At 69.7% G+C, this 17,550-nt stretch carries 14 protein-coding genes, 2 tRNA genes and 1 pseudogene; 8 read left to right on the top strand and 9 right to left on the bottom strand.

Going from position 1 to position 17,550, the window contains the following annotated elements; genetic code table 11:
- Positions 1-80 precede the first annotated feature (80 nt).
- A pseudogene (locus tag Aau02nite_RS25950) lies at positions 81-1,061 on the bottom strand (TerC family protein); the annotation flags it as partial.
- A 66-nt stretch (positions 1,062-1,127) separates the two neighbouring features.
- Positions 1,128-1,904 carry a pentapeptide repeat-containing protein gene (locus tag Aau02nite_RS25955; RefSeq protein WP_246595440.1) on the bottom strand — a complete coding sequence of 259 codons (777 nt, stop codon included), beginning with the start codon at positions 1,902-1,904 and terminating at the stop codon, positions 1,128-1,130.
- A gap of 209 nt (positions 1,905-2,113) precedes the next feature.
- On the opposite strand from Aau02nite_RS25955, the gene Aau02nite_RS25960 reads away from it, so the two are divergent.
- From Aau02nite_RS25960 to Aau02nite_RS25975, 4 genes are all read left to right on the top strand, one after another.
- Complete coding sequence (locus Aau02nite_RS25960) at positions 2,114-3,292, top strand: lamin tail domain-containing protein (protein WP_246595441.1); 1,179 nt, start codon at positions 2,114-2,116, stop codon at positions 3,290-3,292.
- 67 nt (positions 3,293-3,359) lie between these two features.
- Positions 3,360-4,250, top strand: coding sequence for a DUF2199 domain-containing protein (locus Aau02nite_RS25965; protein ID WP_212991166.1), 891 nt, complete (start codon positions 3,360-3,362; stop codon positions 4,248-4,250).
- 32 nt (positions 4,251-4,282) lie between these two features.
- Positions 4,283-4,356 (top strand) — tRNA-Met (locus Aau02nite_RS25970).
- Positions 4,357-4,421: 65 nt separating this feature from the next.
- Complete coding sequence (locus Aau02nite_RS25975) at positions 4,422-5,312, top strand: alpha/beta fold hydrolase (RefSeq protein ID WP_212991167.1); 891 nt, start codon at positions 4,422-4,424, stop codon at positions 5,310-5,312.
- A 558-nt stretch (positions 5,313-5,870) separates the two neighbouring features.
- Here Aau02nite_RS25975 and Aau02nite_RS25980 read toward each other — a convergent pair.
- From Aau02nite_RS25980 to Aau02nite_RS25990, 3 genes are all read right to left on the bottom strand, one after another.
- Positions 5,871-5,944 (bottom strand) — tRNA-Met (locus Aau02nite_RS25980).
- 118 nt (positions 5,945-6,062) lie between these two features.
- Positions 6,063-9,050 carry a UPF0182 family membrane protein gene (locus Aau02nite_RS25985; protein ID WP_212991168.1) on the bottom strand — a complete coding sequence of 996 codons (2,988 nt, stop codon included), beginning with the start codon at positions 9,048-9,050 and terminating at the stop codon, positions 6,063-6,065.
- Positions 9,051-9,157: 107 nt separating this feature from the next.
- Positions 9,158-10,186: a YlbL family protein gene (locus tag Aau02nite_RS25990; RefSeq protein WP_212991169.1), complete on the bottom strand. Its 1,029-nt coding sequence runs from the start codon at positions 10,184-10,186 to the stop codon at positions 9,158-9,160.
- A gap of 89 nt (positions 10,187-10,275) precedes the next feature.
- Between Aau02nite_RS25990 and Aau02nite_RS25995 the strand changes: the two genes are divergently transcribed.
- Entirely contained in the window at positions 10,276-11,544 is a 1,269-nt protein-coding gene (locus Aau02nite_RS25995; protein ID WP_212991170.1) for a zinc-dependent metalloprotease, read from the top strand.
- 170 nt (positions 11,545-11,714) lie between these two features.
- Here Aau02nite_RS25995 and Aau02nite_RS26000 read toward each other — a convergent pair whose 3' ends face one another.
- Together Aau02nite_RS26000 and Aau02nite_RS26005 are read right to left on the bottom strand one after the other, a co-directional pair.
- The gene (locus Aau02nite_RS26000) at positions 11,715-12,311 is read right to left on the bottom strand and encodes a hypothetical protein (protein ID WP_212991171.1); all 597 of its coding nucleotides are present in this window, start codon (positions 12,309-12,311) and stop codon (positions 11,715-11,717) included.
- 87 nt (positions 12,312-12,398) lie between these two features.
- On the bottom strand, positions 12,399-12,932 hold the full coding sequence (locus tag Aau02nite_RS26005) for a M48 metallopeptidase family protein (RefSeq protein ID WP_212991172.1): 534 nt from the start codon (positions 12,930-12,932) through the stop codon (positions 12,399-12,401).
- 474 nt (positions 12,933-13,406) lie between these two features.
- Here Aau02nite_RS26005 and Aau02nite_RS26010 point away from each other — a divergent pair, with 474 nt between their 5' ends.
- The 3 genes from Aau02nite_RS26010 (at position 13,407) to Aau02nite_RS26020 (ending at position 16,349) form a co-directional block, all read left to right on the top strand.
- On the top strand, positions 13,407-13,568 hold the full coding sequence (locus Aau02nite_RS26010) for a DUF5679 domain-containing protein (RefSeq protein ID WP_015625326.1): 162 nt from the start codon (positions 13,407-13,409) through the stop codon (positions 13,566-13,568).
- A 239-nt stretch (positions 13,569-13,807) separates the two neighbouring features.
- Positions 13,808-14,836: a ThiF family adenylyltransferase gene (locus Aau02nite_RS26015; protein WP_212991173.1), complete on the top strand. Its 1,029-nt coding sequence runs from the start codon at positions 13,808-13,810 to the stop codon at positions 14,834-14,836.
- A 166-nt stretch (positions 14,837-15,002) separates the two neighbouring features.
- A complete protein-coding gene (locus Aau02nite_RS26020) occupies positions 15,003-16,349 on the top strand; it encodes an ABC1 kinase family protein (protein ID WP_212991174.1) in 1,347 nt (448 codons plus the stop codon).
- Between the two features lie 297 nt (positions 16,350-16,646).
- Here Aau02nite_RS26020 and Aau02nite_RS26025 read toward each other — a convergent pair whose 3' ends face one another.
- Both Aau02nite_RS26025 and Aau02nite_RS26030 read right to left on the bottom strand, forming a co-directional pair.
- Positions 16,647-17,009, bottom strand: coding sequence for a WhiB family transcriptional regulator (locus tag Aau02nite_RS26025; protein WP_125807464.1), 363 nt, complete (start codon positions 17,007-17,009; stop codon positions 16,647-16,649).
- A gap of 139 nt (positions 17,010-17,148) precedes the next feature.
- On the bottom strand, positions 17,149-17,430 hold the full coding sequence (locus Aau02nite_RS26030; protein WP_246595442.1) for a hypothetical protein: 282 nt from the start codon (positions 17,428-17,430) through the stop codon (positions 17,149-17,151).
- Positions 17,431-17,550: the final 120 nt, after the last annotated feature.

Here is a 17,550-nt window from a genome sequence, read left to right on the forward strand (position 1 = left end):
TCGAGGAGCTTGTGGTAGATCTCGTCGCAGTAGCGCGGGTCGGTCTCGATGTCGAGGAACTCGGTCGCATGCCGCCGCGCCGCCGCGACGTGGGTCTGCGCCCGACCCTTGGGGCTGAGCAGCGACGCGATCACCGTGATGATCAGCACGCCGATGATGAACCCGAGCGAGACCCCGGTGCTGATCTCGACCACGTCGATGTGCTCGCCGCCGTTGATGAACGGCACGTTGTTCTCGTGCAGCGCGTGCAGGATCAGCTTCACGCCGATGAACGCCAGGATCGCGGCCAGCCCGTACGAGAGGTAGATGAGCCGGTCCAGCAGCCCGTCCAGCAGGAAGTAGAGCTGGCGCAGCCCCAGCAGGGAGAACGCGGTGGCCGTGAAGACCAGGTAGACGCTCTGGGTCAGGCCGAAGATGGCCGGGATCGAGTCCAGCGCGAAGAGGATGTCGGTGCCGCCGATCGCCACCATGACCAGCAGCATCGGGGTCAGCACCCGCTTGCCGTCCTGGACGGTGAACAGCTTGTCGCCGTCGTAGTCGTCCGAGGTGCGCAGGAAGCGCCGGGCGAGCCGGATGATGACGTTGTCCGCCGACCGGCCCTCGCTCTCGTTGCCCTTGAGCAGGTTGCCGGCGGTGATCAGCAGGATCAGGCCGAACAGGTAGAAGACCCAGGCGAACGAGTTGATCAGCGCCGCGCCCAGGAAGATGAAACCGGTCCGGGCGATCAGCGAGAAGACGATGCCGAAGAGCAGCACCTTCTGCTGGTCGGCGCGCGGCACCTTGAAGCTGTTGAGCAGCACCAGGAAGACGAAGAGGTTGTCGACCGACAGCGCCTTCTCGGTCACCCAGCCCGCGAAGTACTCGGCGCCCATGTCCCGGCCGCCGAAGATGAGCACCCCGATGCCGAACACGATCGCCAGGCCGACGTAGACCGCGGACCAGGCCCCTGCCTCACGCAGCGACGGGATGTGCGCGCGCCGGACGTGGAAGTAGAAGTCGAAGACGACGAGCCCGAGGATCCCCACCACGGTCAAGGTCCAGACCAGACCGGACACCTGCATGCCACCACGCTCCACGGAGTCTCGGTCGAACGGCGACACCCATCATCCTAGGGGGCACCAGCGGCGTCACCGGATCTTGGTCGTGGCGTCCGTCACGGCGGCTTTCAGCTGGGACTCGGTGAGGAAGAGCGTCCCGGTCAGGTCGGCGCCGCGCAGGTCCGCCCCGCGCAGGTCGGCTCCGGTGACGTCGGCCAGGCGCAGGTCGGCGCCGCGCAGGTCCGCACCGATCAGCAGAGCTCCGCGCAGGCTCGCGCCGCGCAGATCGGCGCCCCGGAGGCGGCGGCCGGTGAGATCGGCGCCGCGGTGGTCGCGGCGGCGTCCGCCGGCCCCGGCCCGGGCCAGCTCACTGGCCTGCTGGAGCAGCGGGTTGACCCGCCGCCGATGCGCGTCGACGTCCAACGCGAGCAGCTCCTGCGGCGTGCCGGCGGCGAGTGCGGTGGTCTCGTCGAGTGCCGTGCGCAGTTGCGGGTGCAGCCGGCGCGCCGCTGTCAGCTCGAGCGCCTGGGTCACGTACCAGAGCAGCTCGTGCAGCTGGCGCATGACCGGCAGCACCGCGAACATCTGCCCGGCGATGCCGGGCGTGCCGCACCACTCGCGGCCGCCGAAGGTCACCTGGGTGACCTGCTGGCCGGCGCCGAAGCAGTCGAACACGACGCAGCCGGGGAACCCGCGCTCGGGGAGCCGGTCGTGGATGCCGCAGCGGAAGTCCTCGGCCAGGTTCGGGCACGGCCGGCCGGCCGGCTTGTCGATGGCGAAGTCGGACGACCTGGCGAAGGCCGGCGCGACGCAGCACAGGCCGGCGCACCGCCCGCAGTCCGCCCGCAGCTGCTCGGAAGTCAACACGGCTCCGACCGTATACCGAGCCGCCTTTGGGCCGCGGAGTCCGACATGGCGGTTACGTGCCGTCACTGCGCTACTTGCCCGGAAGTAACTCAGAGTTGCCGCCCCACTCATACGTCCAGCTGATAAGCAGGGCCGTCCGTACGGGTGACTACGCTTCGTCACTATCACTACGCTGCGTACATCCCCACAGCTACGAGGAGAACTTGCTGATGCGTGCACGGAAGACGGCGGTCATGACCGCGATCGGCTGCGTCGCCGCCCTCGGCCTGGCCGCGCCCGCGAGCGCCGCCGACGCGGCGCCGACGATCTCGGCACCGGCCAGCCGCAACGGCTACGGTCCGATCACCATCACCGGTACGGCCCCCGCGGGCTCGACGGTCGAGCTCTACGAATCGGCGTACGTCTTCAACGACTTCTACAAGTCGCCGGACTACGACCACGGCGGCTACATCTCGACCATCGCCTCCGGCTCGGGCACGTACCAGCTGAGCCGCATCCTGGACTCCGGGTTCCGCTTCTACGTGGTGGCCGACGGCGTCGCGTCGAACCGCATCTCGGTGGCGATGGGCATCGTGCCGACGATGACGATGACCGCCTCGAACGGCACCGTCGACGTCTCGGTGTCGGCCAACCCGACCCAGCCGGGCCTGGTGGTGCACATCCAGCGCAACAACGACGGCACCTGGACGGACGTCGCGGGCGGCCAGACCGTCGGCGACGCCTCGGTCTACACGACCACCCTGCCCGGTCAGGGGACCGGGACGAAGTCGTACCGCGCGGTGATCGACGCCGAGCCGGACAACAACCTGCTGGCCGGGCGCACCGAGACGGTGTCGATCAACGTCGGCAGCGGGAGCGGCAGCGGCGGCGGGTCCACCCCGACCCCGACCCCGAGCCCGAGCCCGACCACGCCCACCCCGACCCCGACCACCCCCACCCCGACGCCGACCACCCCCACGCCGAAGCCGACCACTCCGAAGCCCACCACCCCGGCGGCGCCCGCACCGAAGGCCGGCGACGTGCAGTTCACGAAGATCGTCTACAACTCGCCGGGCGCCGACAACCGCAGCAACACCAGCCTCAACGCCGAGTACGTCCGGCTGACCAACCGGACCGCCAAGACGGTCAACCTGAAGGGCTGGACGGTCCGCGACGCCGCCGGGCACGTGTACAAGATCGCGAACGACCACCGGATCGGCTCCGGCAAGAGCGTCTACGTGCACAGCGGCAAGGGCACCAACGGCCGGCCGGACAGCGCCCACCGCTACTGGAACCGGACCGGCTACGTCTGGAACAACTCCGGCGACACCGCGTACCTGCGCAGCCCCGCCGGCAAGTCGATCGACTCCTGCCGGTGGACCAAGAACAAGAACCAGACCTCCTGCTGAGACGTCTGTGTGCTGACGGCCCTCCGGCTTCCCGCCGGAGGGCCGTCGTGCTGGGTAGGGTGCCCGAGTGCCTGATCATCTGCCTGACTGCCCCTGTTGCGGGGGCGCGCTGTCCCCGGTCGACTTCGCGGTCCGCTCGACCTGGCCGGACCCGATGCTCGCGCTCTCCCCGGCGGAACGCGAGGCGACCTGGGGCAACGAGCACCTGCGGGCGGCCGGGGGTATCGGCGCGTTCGTCCGCTGCCTGATGCCGGTGCGGCTGACCGGCGGCAGCACCCTCGAATACTCGGTCTGGCTGCGGGTCCCCGCGGAGATGCTGCGGCACGCGGGGACGATCTGGGAGGCCCCGGAGTACGCGGACCTGCGCCTCGAAGGCACCGTGGCGAACGCCGTACAGCCCTGGCCGGACATGCTGGGCGCGCCGGCCCGGGCCGAGGTCCGCGATCCCGAGTCGATCCCGTACCTGGTCGCCGACGAGGGCACCCTGATGCACCGGGTCCTGCACGACGAGTGGGACCGCGACGACGTGCTGAGCCGGCTCACGTACGCCCTGCCGACCCCGGTCCGGCAGCGGATCACCCCGCACTGGTCGCTGGACCGCTCGGCGGGCCTGGAGCTGCGCCGGCACGAGGACCGGATCTCCTTCGGCGGCCCCGGCCGCACGGTCCACCTGGACCCGCTGGGCCCGCCCGCCGGCACGGCGCCGGCCGCGGTCATCCGCGACCTCACCGCGGACGCGCCGGCCGACCGTGACGGCGAGCTCACCGAGACGAACGACCAGGTGCACCGGTACGCCTTCTGGCGCCCCGCCCTGGGCGACGGCCGCATCGTGCACAACCTGCACGGCTTCGTCGCCGTACCGGGTCAGGTGCTGCACCTGGTCTGCGTCTACGACGACCCGGCCGACCTGACCTGGGCCCAGCACGTCTGGCGCTCGGTACGCCCCGAGAAAGGCTGACGGCCGCCCCCGTGCTAGCGTTACACAGCCGACGCGGGGTGGAGCAGCTCGGTAGCTCGCTGGGCTCATAACCCAGAGGTCGCAGGTTCAAATCCTGTCCCCGCTACGAAGCAGAACGGCCCGTCAGAGATCATCTGGCGGGCCGTTTCGCATGAACCCCCGGGAGTCGGCATGTCGAGTTGGCAGATGAAAGGCGTGTCGGCGTTCGTCCGCCTCGCCTACAAGCGCAGATTCGCCACCGCGGCCGCCGGCCGATCGGTCCTGGCCAAGGCGAAGGGACGATCGGCTCCGCCGCCGGGCATCCGCAAACGCTGCACGGTGACACACCGCCAGGTGAACGGCCGCGACGTGTACGTGCTGCGCTCCCGCCGGTCCACCGGACCGTCCGAGCACTCGGTGATCTACCTGCACGGCGGGGCGTACACCAGCGAGATCGTCAAGGAACACTGGGCCCTGGTCGCGCACCTGGCCGAGCAGACCGGCCACGACGTCCACGTCCCGATCTACGGCCTGGCCCCGCAGCACCACGCCCTGGAAGCCCTCGACCTGGTCACCGACCTGATCAAGGGCCTGTCCCGAGCCGGCGGCCGCTGCTACCTGGCCGGCGACTCAGCCGGCGGCGGCCTGGCCCTGCTGGCCGCCCAGGCCTTCGCCGGCGACCCGCAACGTCCGGTGGCCGGCCTGACCACCATCGCCCCCTGGCTGGACCTGACCATGTCCAACCCGGAGATCCCGGCGGTCGAACGCACCGACCCCTGGCTGACCCGAGCGGGCCTGCACCCCATCGCCGCCTCCTGGGCCGGCGAGACTCCCCTGACGGACCCCCGCCTGAGCCCCCTCTACGGCCGCCTGGACGACCTACCGCCGCTCCAGATCCTCGTGGGCACCCGCGACATAACCCTGCCGGACTGCCGAGCCCTGAAGGACCGCGTGGCCCCCGGCACCCCGATCACGTACCACGAAGAACCCGACGCAATCCACGTCTACCCCCTGCTACCCGTCCCAGAAGCCGAGCAGGGCCGCGAAGCGATCGTCGACCACATCCGCAAAACCCTCCCCTGAAGGCGCGCGGCTCGGCAATGCACGGCGTTTGTCGGTCCGCAGGCCCGGGCCGCGCCCTCGTCTGAGGCGGTTGATGCAGCGTGCCGCGACGCTGCGCAGCCGGTATGGGTACTCGCCGAAGGCGGGGGCCGCCCACCGCGGCTGCCGCAGCGTCGCCGTGGGCCTCCTGATCGCCGATTCGCGGGATCGTGGCGGCGACGCCGCACCGGCGCACCAGTCACGGACCGCCTTGATGAGTACGCCTCACCGCCAGGACCCGCCGCAAAACGCACCTAGTGGGGTCTAGGGGGCAACGCCCCAGCTAAGCCCGCACCGCCGCGCAAAGAACGACCACCGCACCGTGGGGGCCTAGGGGCAACGCCCCAGCAAAGCCCGCACCGCCGCGCAAAGAGCGACCACCGCACCGTGGGGGCCTAGGGGCAACGCCCCAGCAAAGCCCGCACCGCCGCGCAAAGAGCAACCACCGCACCGTGGGGGTCTGGGGGGCTCGGCCCCCCAGGCAGACATGCGAAAGAGTCCCCCATCCGCGCTTTCCGCGGATAGGGGACCCCTGACTCGTAGCGGGGACAGGATTTGAACCTGCGACCTCTGGGTTATGAGCCCAGCGAGCTACCGAGCTGCTCCACCCCGCGTCGGTAGCTCAACCCTAGCGTGCGGGCTGCTCCGCATGCAAAACGACCCCCCGTAACCTGCCCCACACATGGGCGCGGCCCGCCGGTAACCCGGCGGGCCGCGCCTCGTGTCACCCGATCAGCCGCTGGGTGTCGGGGCCGGCGCCGATGGTGGTGTGCCGGACGGTGGTGCCGACGCCGGGACCGAGGGGCCTGTCGTCGGGGTGGCCGTCGTGCCCGCCGCCTTCTGCGCGTTCTGGAAGTTGGTCATCGCCGTGTCCAGAGCTTGCAAGGCCTGGCCGTACCGGACGAAGTCGCCGGATGCCTGGGCCGTCTTCACGTCCGCGATCGCCTTGTCCAGCGCCGCCGCCGCCTGGGCCAGTTGGCCGGTCACCGCCGGCGGCTGGCTGTCACCCCCGGCCGGGGGATTGGTGCCGGGCGGCTGGTTGGCCGGTGGCGTGTTGGCCGGTGGCTGGTTGCTCTTGCCCTGGGCGACCAGCTTGTCCAGGCCGTCCTTGAGGTTGTTGGCCAGCACCACGTACGTGCCGCCGTCGCCGTAGGACATCAGGACCTTCTGGAGCAGGGGTACGGCGTCCTGTTGCCCGCTCTTGACGTACACCGGCTCGACGTACAGCATGCCGTTGCCGACCGGTAGCGAGATCAGGTTGCCGAAGAGCACCTGGGACTGGTTGCTGTTGGACAGCAGGGTCAGTTCCGAGCGCACCGTCGCGTTGTTCGTCATGCGCTGGTGCACCTGGACCGGGCCCTGGATCGCTGTCTGGTCCGGTAGCTCCAGCACCTCCAGCACCGGCTTGTTGTCGACGTACGACCCGGAGATCAGCGCCGCGAGGTTGTCGCGGTTGTTCGGGGTGACCGCCGACGTGAGCTGGAACCGGGTGCTGTCCTGGCCGGGCAGTTGCACGTTCAGGTAGAACGGCGGCTGCTTGACCCCGCTGTCCGGGTCGTCGGGCACGTTCGGCACCTGCCAGAAGTCCTGACCGCTGAAGTACTCCCGCGGCTCGGTGACGTGGAACCGGGCCAGCAGGTTGCGCTGGACCTTGAACATGTCCGCCGGGTAGCGGAAGTGCGCGGCGAGCGCGGCCGGCGTCTGCCCCTTCGGCGTGATCAGCTTGCCGCCGAACGCCTTGTTCCAGGCCTTGAGGACCGGGTCCTGCTCGTCGAACTCGTACAGGGTGACCGTGCCGTCGTACGCGTCGACGGTCGCCTTCACCGAGTTGCGCATGTAGTTGATGTTGTCCCGGGCGAGTGCGACCGTGCCCCGGTTGGTGAGCTCGTCGGTCGTCTCCTCCTGCAGGTTGATCCGCTGCGCGTACGGGTACGTCGCCGCGGTCGTGTACCCGTCGAGGATCCACTTGATCCGCCCGTCGACCACGGCCGGGTACGGGTCGCCGTCGATGGTGAGGAACGGCGCGACCTTCTGAACGCGGGAGCGCGGGTCACGCTCGTACATCAGGCGCGAGTCGTTGTTGACCGCGTCGGAGAGCAGGAAGTTGCTCTCGGTGTTCTTGATCGCGAAGACCAGCCGGCGGAAGAACGAGCCGATCGGCACGCCGCCGCTGCCCTCGTAGGTGTAGCGCTCCTCGGCGTTGTTGTTGTTCGGCTGCGGCCGGTCGAACTCGGTCTTCTTGTTCGGGTCCGACTGCCCGACGATGGCGTACTCGGAGGACTGCTCGCCGAAGTAGACCCGGGGCTGGTCGACCTTGATCTCCTCGGTGTCCGAGGCGCAGCCGGGCTGCTGGTCGTCGCCGAGGAAGCCGGAGACGAAGTAGGGCAGGCCACCGCAGACGACCTGGTTGGCGGGGGCCGCCACCATGCCGTACCCGTGGGTGAAGACCGTGTGCCGGTTCAGCCAGTTCTGCTGCTGGGTGGTCAGCGCGTTGTCGTTGATCTCACGGACGCCGACCACGTAGTCCTGCGGCTTGTTGTTGGCCAGCGTGTAGCGGTCCACGTCCAGCTTGGGGCCGAAGTCGTAGAAACCCCGGACCTGCTGCTGCTGGGTGTACGCCTCGGAGACCAGCTGCGGGTCGATCAGCCGCACGTTCTGCGCGCTGGTGTCGGACGCCATCGTCGCCGGTGGCACCGTGGTCGACGCCGCGTACGGCCTGATCTCCGTGGCGGCGAGCCCGAACGCCGCCCTGGTGGCCTCGATCGACCGGGCGATGTACGGCGCCTCCTTGTCCGCCAGGCTCGGCTGGACCTGGAAGTTCTGCACCGCCAGCGGGTAGATGCCGCCGATGGCCACCGCGGAGATGGCCAGCAGGGCCAGCGAGACGCCGGGCCACACCAGGTTGCGCATCACCGCGTTGGAGAACACGACGATCGCGATCGCCACCACGATGGAGATGTAGGCCAGGATCTCCTTGGCCGGCATCAGCGCGTTGACGTCGGTGTAGCCGGCGCCGTACAGCCCGGGAGAGACGTGCTGCTCGAGCAGCAGCGCCCGCCGGTCCAGGATGTACGCGACCGCCTTGAGCAGCACGAAGAACGCCACCAGGGTGGTCAGGTGGGCCCGCGCGGCCGCCGTCATCCGGTCCCCGACGCCCTGCAGGCGCACGCCGCCGAAGATGTAGTGCACGGCCAGCGCGCCGAGCACCGACAGCACGATCGTGGTGAAACCGACGCCGAGCACGTACCGCCAGAGCGGGTACTCGAAGATGTAGAAGCCGACGTCCACGTTGTGCTCGGGGTCCCGGACACCGAACGGCTGGGAGTTCTGGAAGAGCAACCAGTCCTTCCAGCGGCTCTGCGCGGACAGACCGGCGAAGAAGCCGATGACGACCGCGACGACCGTGATCCAGGTGCCCAGCCGCGGCTGGATCACCATCCGGTAGCGCTCGAGGGTGGCCTGTTCGGCCGAGTGCGGCCGCAGCAGCGGCCGGAGCCGGTAGGCCAGGTAGAGGTTCGCTGCGATCACCAGCGCCATCAGGAGTCCGATGGCGAGGAAGAGCAGCAGCCGGGTCACCAGTACGCCCGAGAACACACCCGTGTAGTCGACCTCGTCGAACCACAGGTATTCGGTGTACGCGTCGATGCCCCAGCCGAGCAGTGTGAAGAGAAGGAAGACCCCGACGAGGACGCCGACGGTCACGCGACCGCGCCGGCTCATCCTCGGTAGAGGACTGTTACGCATGACCAACGTGAACCCCACAAAATCGGACCGGTATTTCACATTACGTTGTTGCGCTGTTCCGTCCGGGGCAGCTGCGCCGATTGTTACTTCACGGTGCAGGGTTTCGGCGTGCCGCCGGTGGTGAAGGTCTGCAGAGCGGTCAGGGCGTCGTCCACCGTGGCCACCCCCGCCATGGTCAGGCCGGGCACAGCGTTGCGCATCGCCTCGGCGCAGTTGTCCGCGGGGACCAGGAACAGCTTGGCGCCCGCGTCCTTCGCGCCGACCAGCTTCTGCGGGATACCGCCGATCGGGCCGACGTTGCCCTCGTCGTCGATGGTGCCCGTACCCGCGATGATCCTGCCACCGGTCAGATCGGCCGGCCGCAGCTTGTCGATGATGCCCAGGGTGAACATCAGCCCGGCGCTGGGCCCGCCGATCTCGTCCAGGTCGATCTCGACGGTGAACGGGTGGGGCTGCTTCTTGTCGATGGCCACGCCGATGCGCGGGGTGTTGCTGCCCTCGGCGGCCCTGGTCTTGATGGTCGCGGTCGCGGCCTTGCCGGCCCGGGTGTAGCCGACCGTCAGCGCCGTGCCGGCGGGTTTGGCCTGCACCAGCTGGGTCAGCTTGTCGGGGCTGGTCACCGCGGTGCCGTCGACGGTCGTGATGACGTCGTCCTTCTGCAACACGCCGACCGACGGGCCGCCCCCGGTCACCTCGGTCACGAAGGTCTGCACCGGGTAGCCGAGCTCGCGCAGCGCCACGGTCACCGCGCTGTACTGCGAAGACTTGAACTCCTCGGCGTTCTGCTCCTCGACCTGCTGCTCGCTCTGGTCGGGCGGGTAGATCAGGTCACGGGGCACGACGGCCTGCTCGTCGCTGAACCAGCCACGGATCGCCCAGACCAGCTCGACGCTGGGCTGGACCCCTACGGTGGTCAGCCGGAGCTGCCCCGCCGAGGTCGAGGTGTCCGCCTTCGTCACCTGGATGACCTCTTTGCCGTTGTCCGAACCGAGCGTGTTGACGGTCGGTCCCGGCTTCAGCACGACATACGGCAGGGGCAGGGCCATGACACCAACTGCCAGCAGTGCGGTGATCAGGGCGCCGAGGATGACCGTGACACCGCGACGTCTCATGCGCGTGACCGTACCAACCGACCCTGAGTTCTCTCTGAGCTGACACCGGCAATGGTCACGAAGGCCGCTGACGCGCGTACGGTTGGGGTGTGCCTGATATCCCGTTCGGCTTCAGCCTGCCGGGCGCCCAGCCGCCCGACCCCTCCGACCCGCAGCAGATGCAGCAGTTCATGAATCAGCTGCAGCAGATGTTCGCCGCGCCCGGCAGTGGCCCGGTCAACTGGGATCTGGCCCGCCAGGTGGCGGCCAGCCAGCTGAGCGCCACCGGCGATCCCGCGGTGAACATGTACGAGCACAATGCCGTCTCCGAGGCCCTGCGCCTCGCTGACCTGTGGCTCGACCCCGCGTCCGCGCTGCCCTCCGGCGTCCGCGACGCCACCGCGTGGAACAGAAACGAGTGGGTCTACAACACACTCGACGTGTGGAAGAAGCTGTGCGACCCGATCGCGGGCCGCATGGTGGGCGCCATGGGTGACCTGGTGCCCGAGGAGGCCCGCGCCCAGCTCGGCCCGATGCAGTCGATGGTGGCCACCCTCGGCGGTGCCCTCTTCGGCGGCCAGCTCGGCCAGGCGCTCGGCCAGCTCGCGGCCGAGGTGCTCTCGGCCGGCGACATCGGCCTGCCGCTCGGCCCGGCCGGCACCGCGGCGCTGGTCCCGGCCAACATCAAGACCTACGGCGACGGCCTCGAGCTGCCGGAGGACCAGGTCCGGCTGTACGTAGCGCTGCGCGAAGCAGCCCACCAGCGCCTGTTCCAGCACGTCCCGTGGCTGCGCGCCCACGTGCTGAACGCGGTGGAGACGTACGCGAACGGCATCACGGTCAACCGGGAGGCGATCGAAGAGGCGATGAGCCGCGTCGACCCGTCCGACCCGGAGTCGATGCAGCAGATGGCGCTGGAGGGCATCTTCACGCCCGAGGACACGCCGCAGCAGAAGGCCTCCCTGGCCCGGCTGGAGACGGCGCTCGCGCTGATCGAGGGCTGGGTGGGTCACGTCGTGGACAGCGCGGCGGGCGACCGGCTGCCGTCGGTGGCCGCGCTGGGCGAGGCGTTCCGGCGCCGGCGCGCGGCGGGCGGCCCGGCCGAGCAGACGTTCGCGGCGCTGGTCGGCCTGGAGCTGCGCCCGCGCCGGCTGCGCGAGGCGGGGGCGCTGTGGGCCGCGGTCACCGAGCACCGCGGGGTCGCGGGGCGGGACGCCCTGTGGGACCACCCGGACCTGCTGCCGACGGACGAGGACTTCGCCGACCCGCAGAAGTTCGCCCGGGCTCAGCTCGACTGGGACATCTCCGAGCTGGACAACCTGGGCGGGACGGACGAGCCGGGCTCGGGTTCCGGCCCGGGTTCCGATAAGAGCGAATAACAAGGAAAAGCATGAGGTCGTGCCTGGTTGCATGGCACTGACCGTCGCTCCCGCCGATTGCCGGGTGGTTGCATGGCTGCCATCCGGCTTGGCTGGTTGCATGGTGGGGCTTGGGGGCCCGCTTGATCGGTGCCGTCCTTCTCGGCGGCTCCCTCGCCTCGGCCGTCTTTTCAGCCGCCCAGGAGGGCTCTGGTGTTTTCCCAGCCCTCCAGGGCCGGGTCCAGGGTTGCCAGGTCGTAGGGACCGCGTAGCCGGCGCCACTCCGCGGTCGACTCGACGAGGCTGGGTTGGGGTGCGGTTCTGCGGACCGTCATCGGCGTCGCCGTGTCCAGGTCGGTGTCCGTCAGCCATTCCGGCACCGGTAGGCGCGTTGCCAGGGCGAGCAGCCCGCTCTCCTGGCCGGTGGGCGCCACTGCCACCGGCTTGCTGCTCAGCGGGCGCAGGAGTTTGCCGAGGATCATGCCCGGCACGTCGGCGGCGTCCGCGGCCAGGACCGCAGCCTGGTCGAAGCCGTCCTTCTCGGCCGCTCTGAGCACGGGCAGCACGGTGGCCGTGGGCACCTCGTAGATCGGCATGCCCGGCCAGGCGATGTCCCGGGCCAGCTTCAGGTCGTCGGCGGTGGCAGCGATGGCCGGCTCGGCCTGGGCCAGCCGGGCGAGCAGATCGACGACGTCTTCGGCGAGAGCTGCACGCCACCCGCTCAGCTCTGTTCCGGGCGGGCTCCAGGTCACCGGGGTGAGCAGCGCCACCACCACACGTTTGGTCACGCCCGAAGGCTATCCGCGCCCCGCCCGGACGCCCGCGGCACGGCAGCCGCGCACCCGACACCCGCCGTGAACTGGCGCGGTGGGTGGTCAGTCGTCGGCCAGGACCAGGCCGGTCGCCGCGGAGATGCCTTCCAGGTAGCCGCGGGCGCGTTCCGCCTTCGGGAAGCGGTTGACCAGCTCCCAGAACTGCGCGTTGTGGCTGGGCACCACCAGGTGGGTCAGCTCGTGCAGCAGGACGTAGTCGATCACCCAGTCCGGCATCTCCTGGATCCGGTGCGAGATCCGGATCGTCGCGTCGTCCGGGGTGCACGAGCCCCACCGGCCGTTCTGGTTGGTCACCCAGCGGACGCTGGCCGGCACGATGTCGCCGGCGTGGTCGGGCAGATAGCGGGAGATCAGGCGGCGGGCCCGCATCAGCAGCTCGCTGTCCGTGCGCCGGATGCGTTCCTCGCGGGCGGCCAGGCGCTCGAGCATCCGCGCCACCCATTCGGTCTCCTCGGCACGGGAGAACCGGTCGGGAATCAGGACGACGACGCGCTCGCCCTCGCGATATGCGGACACCGTGCGACGCCGACGCTGGCTGCGCCGCACTTCGACGACAGGCTTGCGCGTCCTGGCCATTACCGGCTCGCGCGGCCCAGACTGGGGTTCACATTGCGACGTTAATGTGTCAGGGCCAGGTCAGCGCAAGGGTACGAGAAACGACACGCGCCCAAAATGTGACCTACGCCCCAGTAAATCCGAAAAATATTTCTCCGCGCGTGCCGGGGCCGCCGCAGGCACCCACGGTATCCGAAGAAACGCCCATACTCCGGTCGAGCCAAACGTCCTGTTTCAGGGGATCTGAAGTAAATCGTCGGCGTGTCTACCCGTATGTGCCCAAAAAGGATCATCTCGCCCGGCACACTCAGGCCGTCGACGACACAGTCGACGCTGCGCTGACATGGAAAGGGCCCGACCTGGGTAGTGACCGCCCCGAGCGGGTGGCCACATTCACGTGGTCGCGGAGCGGTCCAGCGCCGAACACAGATCGCGGCCTGACGCCGCGAGCAAGGCGCCGGGCCGACCCGGCTGACAACATGACGAGGAGGAATCGTGGCCGACAACACGTACAACGGCTACTGCGTGAAGTGCAAGGAGAAGCGCGACTTCCAGGGCACCGTCGAGGTCTCGAAGACCGGCATGAACATGGCCAAGGGCAAGTGCCCGGTCTGCGGCACGACGGTCAACCGGATCCTGGGCAAGGCGAAGGCCTGATCGCGCCGGACCAGCAAGGACGGGGGCGACCATGACGGTCGCCCCCGTCGGCTTTCCGACCTCGGGTCACCCGTACGGGTGGTAACCAGTGACCGCATCACCACGTTAAGTGATTGGCCGCTCTCCCCACCCGCCTGTGGATAACTCGCAGAATCCTGTGGATAACCCTGCGCTCAGGCGGGCGGACCCTGTGGACAACGAATCCGCTGTGCGTCAGGGCCGTGACACCGTGTCATGTCATGAGCCGTACGCCGCTTCCCCGGCCCACCCTGCTACCGGGCCTCCCCCGCATCTGGCGCACCCCGCACACGCTGCAGCTGGGCCTCGATCCGGCCCGCGCCGTACTCCTCGATCTGCCGGAGCCCAGAGCGGCCCGCCTGCTCGATCTGCTCGACGGATCCCGCTCGGAACGCCTCGCCGTGGCCCGGGCCGGAGCCCTCGGCATGCGCCCCGACGAGGCCGTTGCCCTGCTCGACACTCTGCACGCGGCCGGCCTGGTGGTTTCCGGCCAGAGCTTGTTCCCACCCGCGATGCCGGCCCGCCTGACCGCGGAGGCCGCCGCCCTGGCCTTCTCCGGGTCGACCACCTCACCGGCCCGCACACTGCGCCGGCGCGCCGCAGCCAGGGTCGTGGTCACCGGCCCTGGCCGCCTCGCTGCCGGAGTCGCGGTCGCCCTGGCCACGGCCGGCGTCAACCACGTCCATCCCGACCTGTCGGGCACGGTGACCAGCCACGAGCTCCCGGGCAGCCCGCTCACCGAAGCCGACCTCGGCAGACCCCGGGCCGAGGCGGTGGCGGCCGCCGTCGAACGCTCGGCCCCCAGATCGCAGACCCGACCGGTACGGCGCGGAGCAGCATCCCTGGTCATCCACCTGACCCGCGACCACCCGTCCACCCACCTGCTCAACACCGGCATCCACCGCAACCGCCCCAACCTCACGGCAACGATCCGCGAAGGCACGGTGATCGTCGGCCCCCTGGTCCTGCCGGCCGCCACACCATGCCCGAACTGCATCGCCCTGCACCGAGCCGACCGCGACTCCACCTGGCCCCCAACGGCCCCCGATCCGACGCCGGCCACCCTCGAGCCCTGCAGCGTCACCACCCTCCTGGCGGCGATCGCCTACATAACCGCGGAAGCCCTGACCCACCTGGACGAAGGCACCCCGCAAACCCTCGGGGCAGAAGTAGCAATCTCCACCCCCGGCCAAACCCGCCGCCGCACCTGGCCACCCCACCCCTCCTGTCACTGCACCCGCCCCCGCTGACCCGACCCACTCCCCTCCTCGGCCCACCCCCCACTCGTCGCTGAAAGGAGGCACGCGTCACAGCGGCACCGTCATTGATGGGCAGTGATCGGACTTTTGGCACGTCCCAGCGCGAACAAGAGCCACGGGAGCGGTTGATCCGCGCTGTGTCGGTCACAATGATCTGGTGACCGACATCCCGCGTCGTGCAGCGTCCCGCACCGCCAAGCTCGCCTCGCTGCCTCTCGGCTTCGCCGGGCGCACCGTGCTCGGCCTCGGCAAGCGGGTGACGGGCATCGCGACGGACGTCATCTCCGCCGACATCCAGCAGCGCACCGCCGAGCAGCTGTTCAGCGTTCTCGGGCAGCTCAAGGGCGGGGCGATGAAGTTCGGGCAGGCGCTGTCGGTGTTCGAGGCCGCGATGCCCGAGGAGATGGCCGGGCCGTACCGGCAGGCGCTCACCAAGCTGCAGGAGGCCGCGCCGCCGATGCCGGTGGCCAGCGTGCACAAGGCGCTGGCCGAGCAGCTCGGCGCCGACTGGCGGGACAAGTTCGCCGAGTTCGACGACAGCCCGGCCGCCGCGGCCAGCATCGGTCAGGTGCACCGGGCGGTGTGGAAGCTGCCGCCCAGCCGCAAGGGCGCGAAGCCCAAGACACTCGATGTCGCGGTGAAGGTGCAGTATCCGGGCGCCGGCGAGGCTCTGCTGGCCGATCTCAAGCAGCTCGGCCGGCTGGCCGGCATGTTCAAGATCATTCAGCCCGGCATGGACATGAAGCCGCTGCTCAACGAGCTGCGGGAGCGGATCACCGAGGAGCTCGACTACGCCCTGGAGGCGGAGGCCCAGACGGCGTTCGCCGCGGGCTTCGCCGACGACCCGGAGATCTTCGTGCCGCGGGTGGTGGCCTCCGCGCCCCGGGTGCTGGTGACCCAGTGGGTCGAGGGCATCCCGCTGTCCAAGGTGATCAGCGACGGCACCCAGGAGGAACGCGACGAGGCCGGCCGGCTGATGGCGACCCTGCACTTCTCGGCTCCGGCCCGGACCGGTCTGCTGCACGCCGACCCGCACCCGGGCAACTTCCGGATCCTGCCCGACGGGCGGCTCGGCGTCATCGACTTCGGTGCGGTGGCCCGGCTGCCCGGCGGCCACCCGGAGCCGATCGGCCGCCTGGTCCGGCTGGCCCTGGACGGCGATGCCCACGGGGTGGCCGAGGGCCTGCGGGACGAGGGCTTCATCAAGCCGGACGACGAGCTGGACGCCGAGGCGGTGCTGGCCTTCCTGCGGCCGATGATCGAGCCGGTGGCGGTCGACGAGTTCCGCTTCACCCGGGCCTGGATCCGCGGCGAGGCGACCCGCCTGTCCAGCCCGAAGTCGCCGGCGTTCCAGCTGAGCCGCAAGCTCAACCTGCCGCCGTCGTACCTGCTGATCCACCGGGTGACGCTGGGCTCGATCGGGGTGCTGTGCCAGCTCGAGGCGCAGGCGCCGTACCGGTCGATCCTGCAGAAATGGCTGCCCGGCTTCGCCCCGGTCGCGTAACCCGGCCCAAGAGCCCGGCGAAGCCCGGCAAAAGAAAGGGGGCCCGCCCGCGGCTTGCGCGGACGGGCCCATCGGGTTCATTGCTCAGAGGCGTCCACCCAGTTCACGGGCAGCCCGGTGCCGGGCCTCCATCGCGATCTGACGGGCGGGTCGGTGTGCCTCAGGGTGAAGGTCGGCCTGAGGCCGACGCATTCGTGCGCGTGAGAGCGCTTCGTGGATGAGTTTCACCTTCGAGGTTCCATTCGTGTTCACGACTGTCTTTTTCCGTCTCTGGTCAGGGTTCGGCGGGTGGAAGTCTCAGGCCGCGAGGCGGACCGAGTTGCGGGACTCGAGGCCGTTCGCGGCGAGCCGCTCCTCGACCTCGACCTGGAGCTCGGCGTCGCGAGCGACGTCGACCTTGCGGGGACGGCCACGGGGCCGCTTGCGCGGCACGACGGCGCCACGCTCAAAGATCTCGCCTCCCCAGACACCCCAGGGCTCGTTCCGCTCGACCGCGCCGGCGAGGCACTCGACGCGCAGCGGGCAGTCCCCGCAGAGCGACTTGGCCAGTTCCAGCTGGGCCGGGGAGTCCGAGAACCAAAGGTCCGGGTCGAACTTCCGACAGGGCAGGTTTGCCTCGAGCTCGACGCTCACGTCGAGTGGGGCCAGCGCCAGACTCATAAAGCCCGGTCACCTCTCTCTTCTTCTCGATCTTCTGGATCGCGATACAGGTCGTGCACCGGCCGGTGAGCCGGCAAAAAAGTAGGCCGCGGATCCCGGTTACGGGTTCCGCGGCCTCGAGGTGAGCCGGATGGTCTTTTCAGACCGGCCTTCCTCGAGGCGGGACACCGCTGGCACCAGCCGTCATGCGCTTGGCGACGCCATTGCTGCCCACGAACCCAGTGGTCCCGTTGCTTCCGTCGACATCAACCAGGATCCGGACCAGCTCGGCCTGGATCTGGACCTGGTGCGCCTGCGAAACGGGAGCCCGCTCAGCGGTCAGCAGCGCCACGGGGGCGGATGCCGGCAGCCACGAGACGGACGGAGCGCAGACAGCAGCAAGCAGCGTCGACGGTCGCTCGATCGTGTAGTTGAGCTTCACCGGTGCCACCTCCTCCATCGCCTTGCGCTCGAGTCGTGCTCTTCAGACCCTTGATGAGCATGGTTTTAACCCGTGCTCGTCAAGGTGTGCACTGAGGCTAAGCCCGGCCGCGGGGCGAGG

Source organism: Actinoplanes auranticolor, from assembly GCF_018332655.1.
Taxonomy (GTDB): Bacteria; Actinomycetota; Actinomycetes; order Mycobacteriales; family Micromonosporaceae; genus Actinoplanes; species Actinoplanes auranticolor.

Coding starts and splice junctions, on each gene's coding strand:
- Aau02nite_RS25975 (WP_212991167.1), top strand. CDS start 4,422: ATGTCGAGTTGGCAGATGAAAGGCGTGTCGGCGTTCGTCCGCCTCGCC.
- Aau02nite_RS25985 (WP_212991168.1), bottom strand. CDS start 9,050: ATGAGCCGGCGCGGTCGCGTGACCGTCGGCGTCCTCGTCGGGGTCTTC.
- Aau02nite_RS25960 (WP_246595441.1), top strand. CDS start 2,114: ATGCGTGCACGGAAGACGGCGGTCATGACCGCGATCGGCTGCGTCGCC.
- Aau02nite_RS26015 (WP_212991173.1), top strand. CDS start 13,808: ATGAGCCGTACGCCGCTTCCCCGGCCCACCCTGCTACCGGGCCTCCCC.
- Aau02nite_RS26005 (WP_212991172.1), bottom strand. CDS start 12,932: ATGGCCAGGACGCGCAAGCCTGTCGTCGAAGTGCGGCGCAGCCAGCGT.
- Aau02nite_RS25990 (WP_212991169.1), bottom strand. CDS start 10,186: ATGAGACGTCGCGGTGTCACGGTCATCCTCGGCGCCCTGATCACCGCA.
- Aau02nite_RS26025 (WP_125807464.1), bottom strand. CDS start 17,009: ATGAGTCTGGCGCTGGCCCCACTCGACGTGAGCGTCGAGCTCGAGGCA.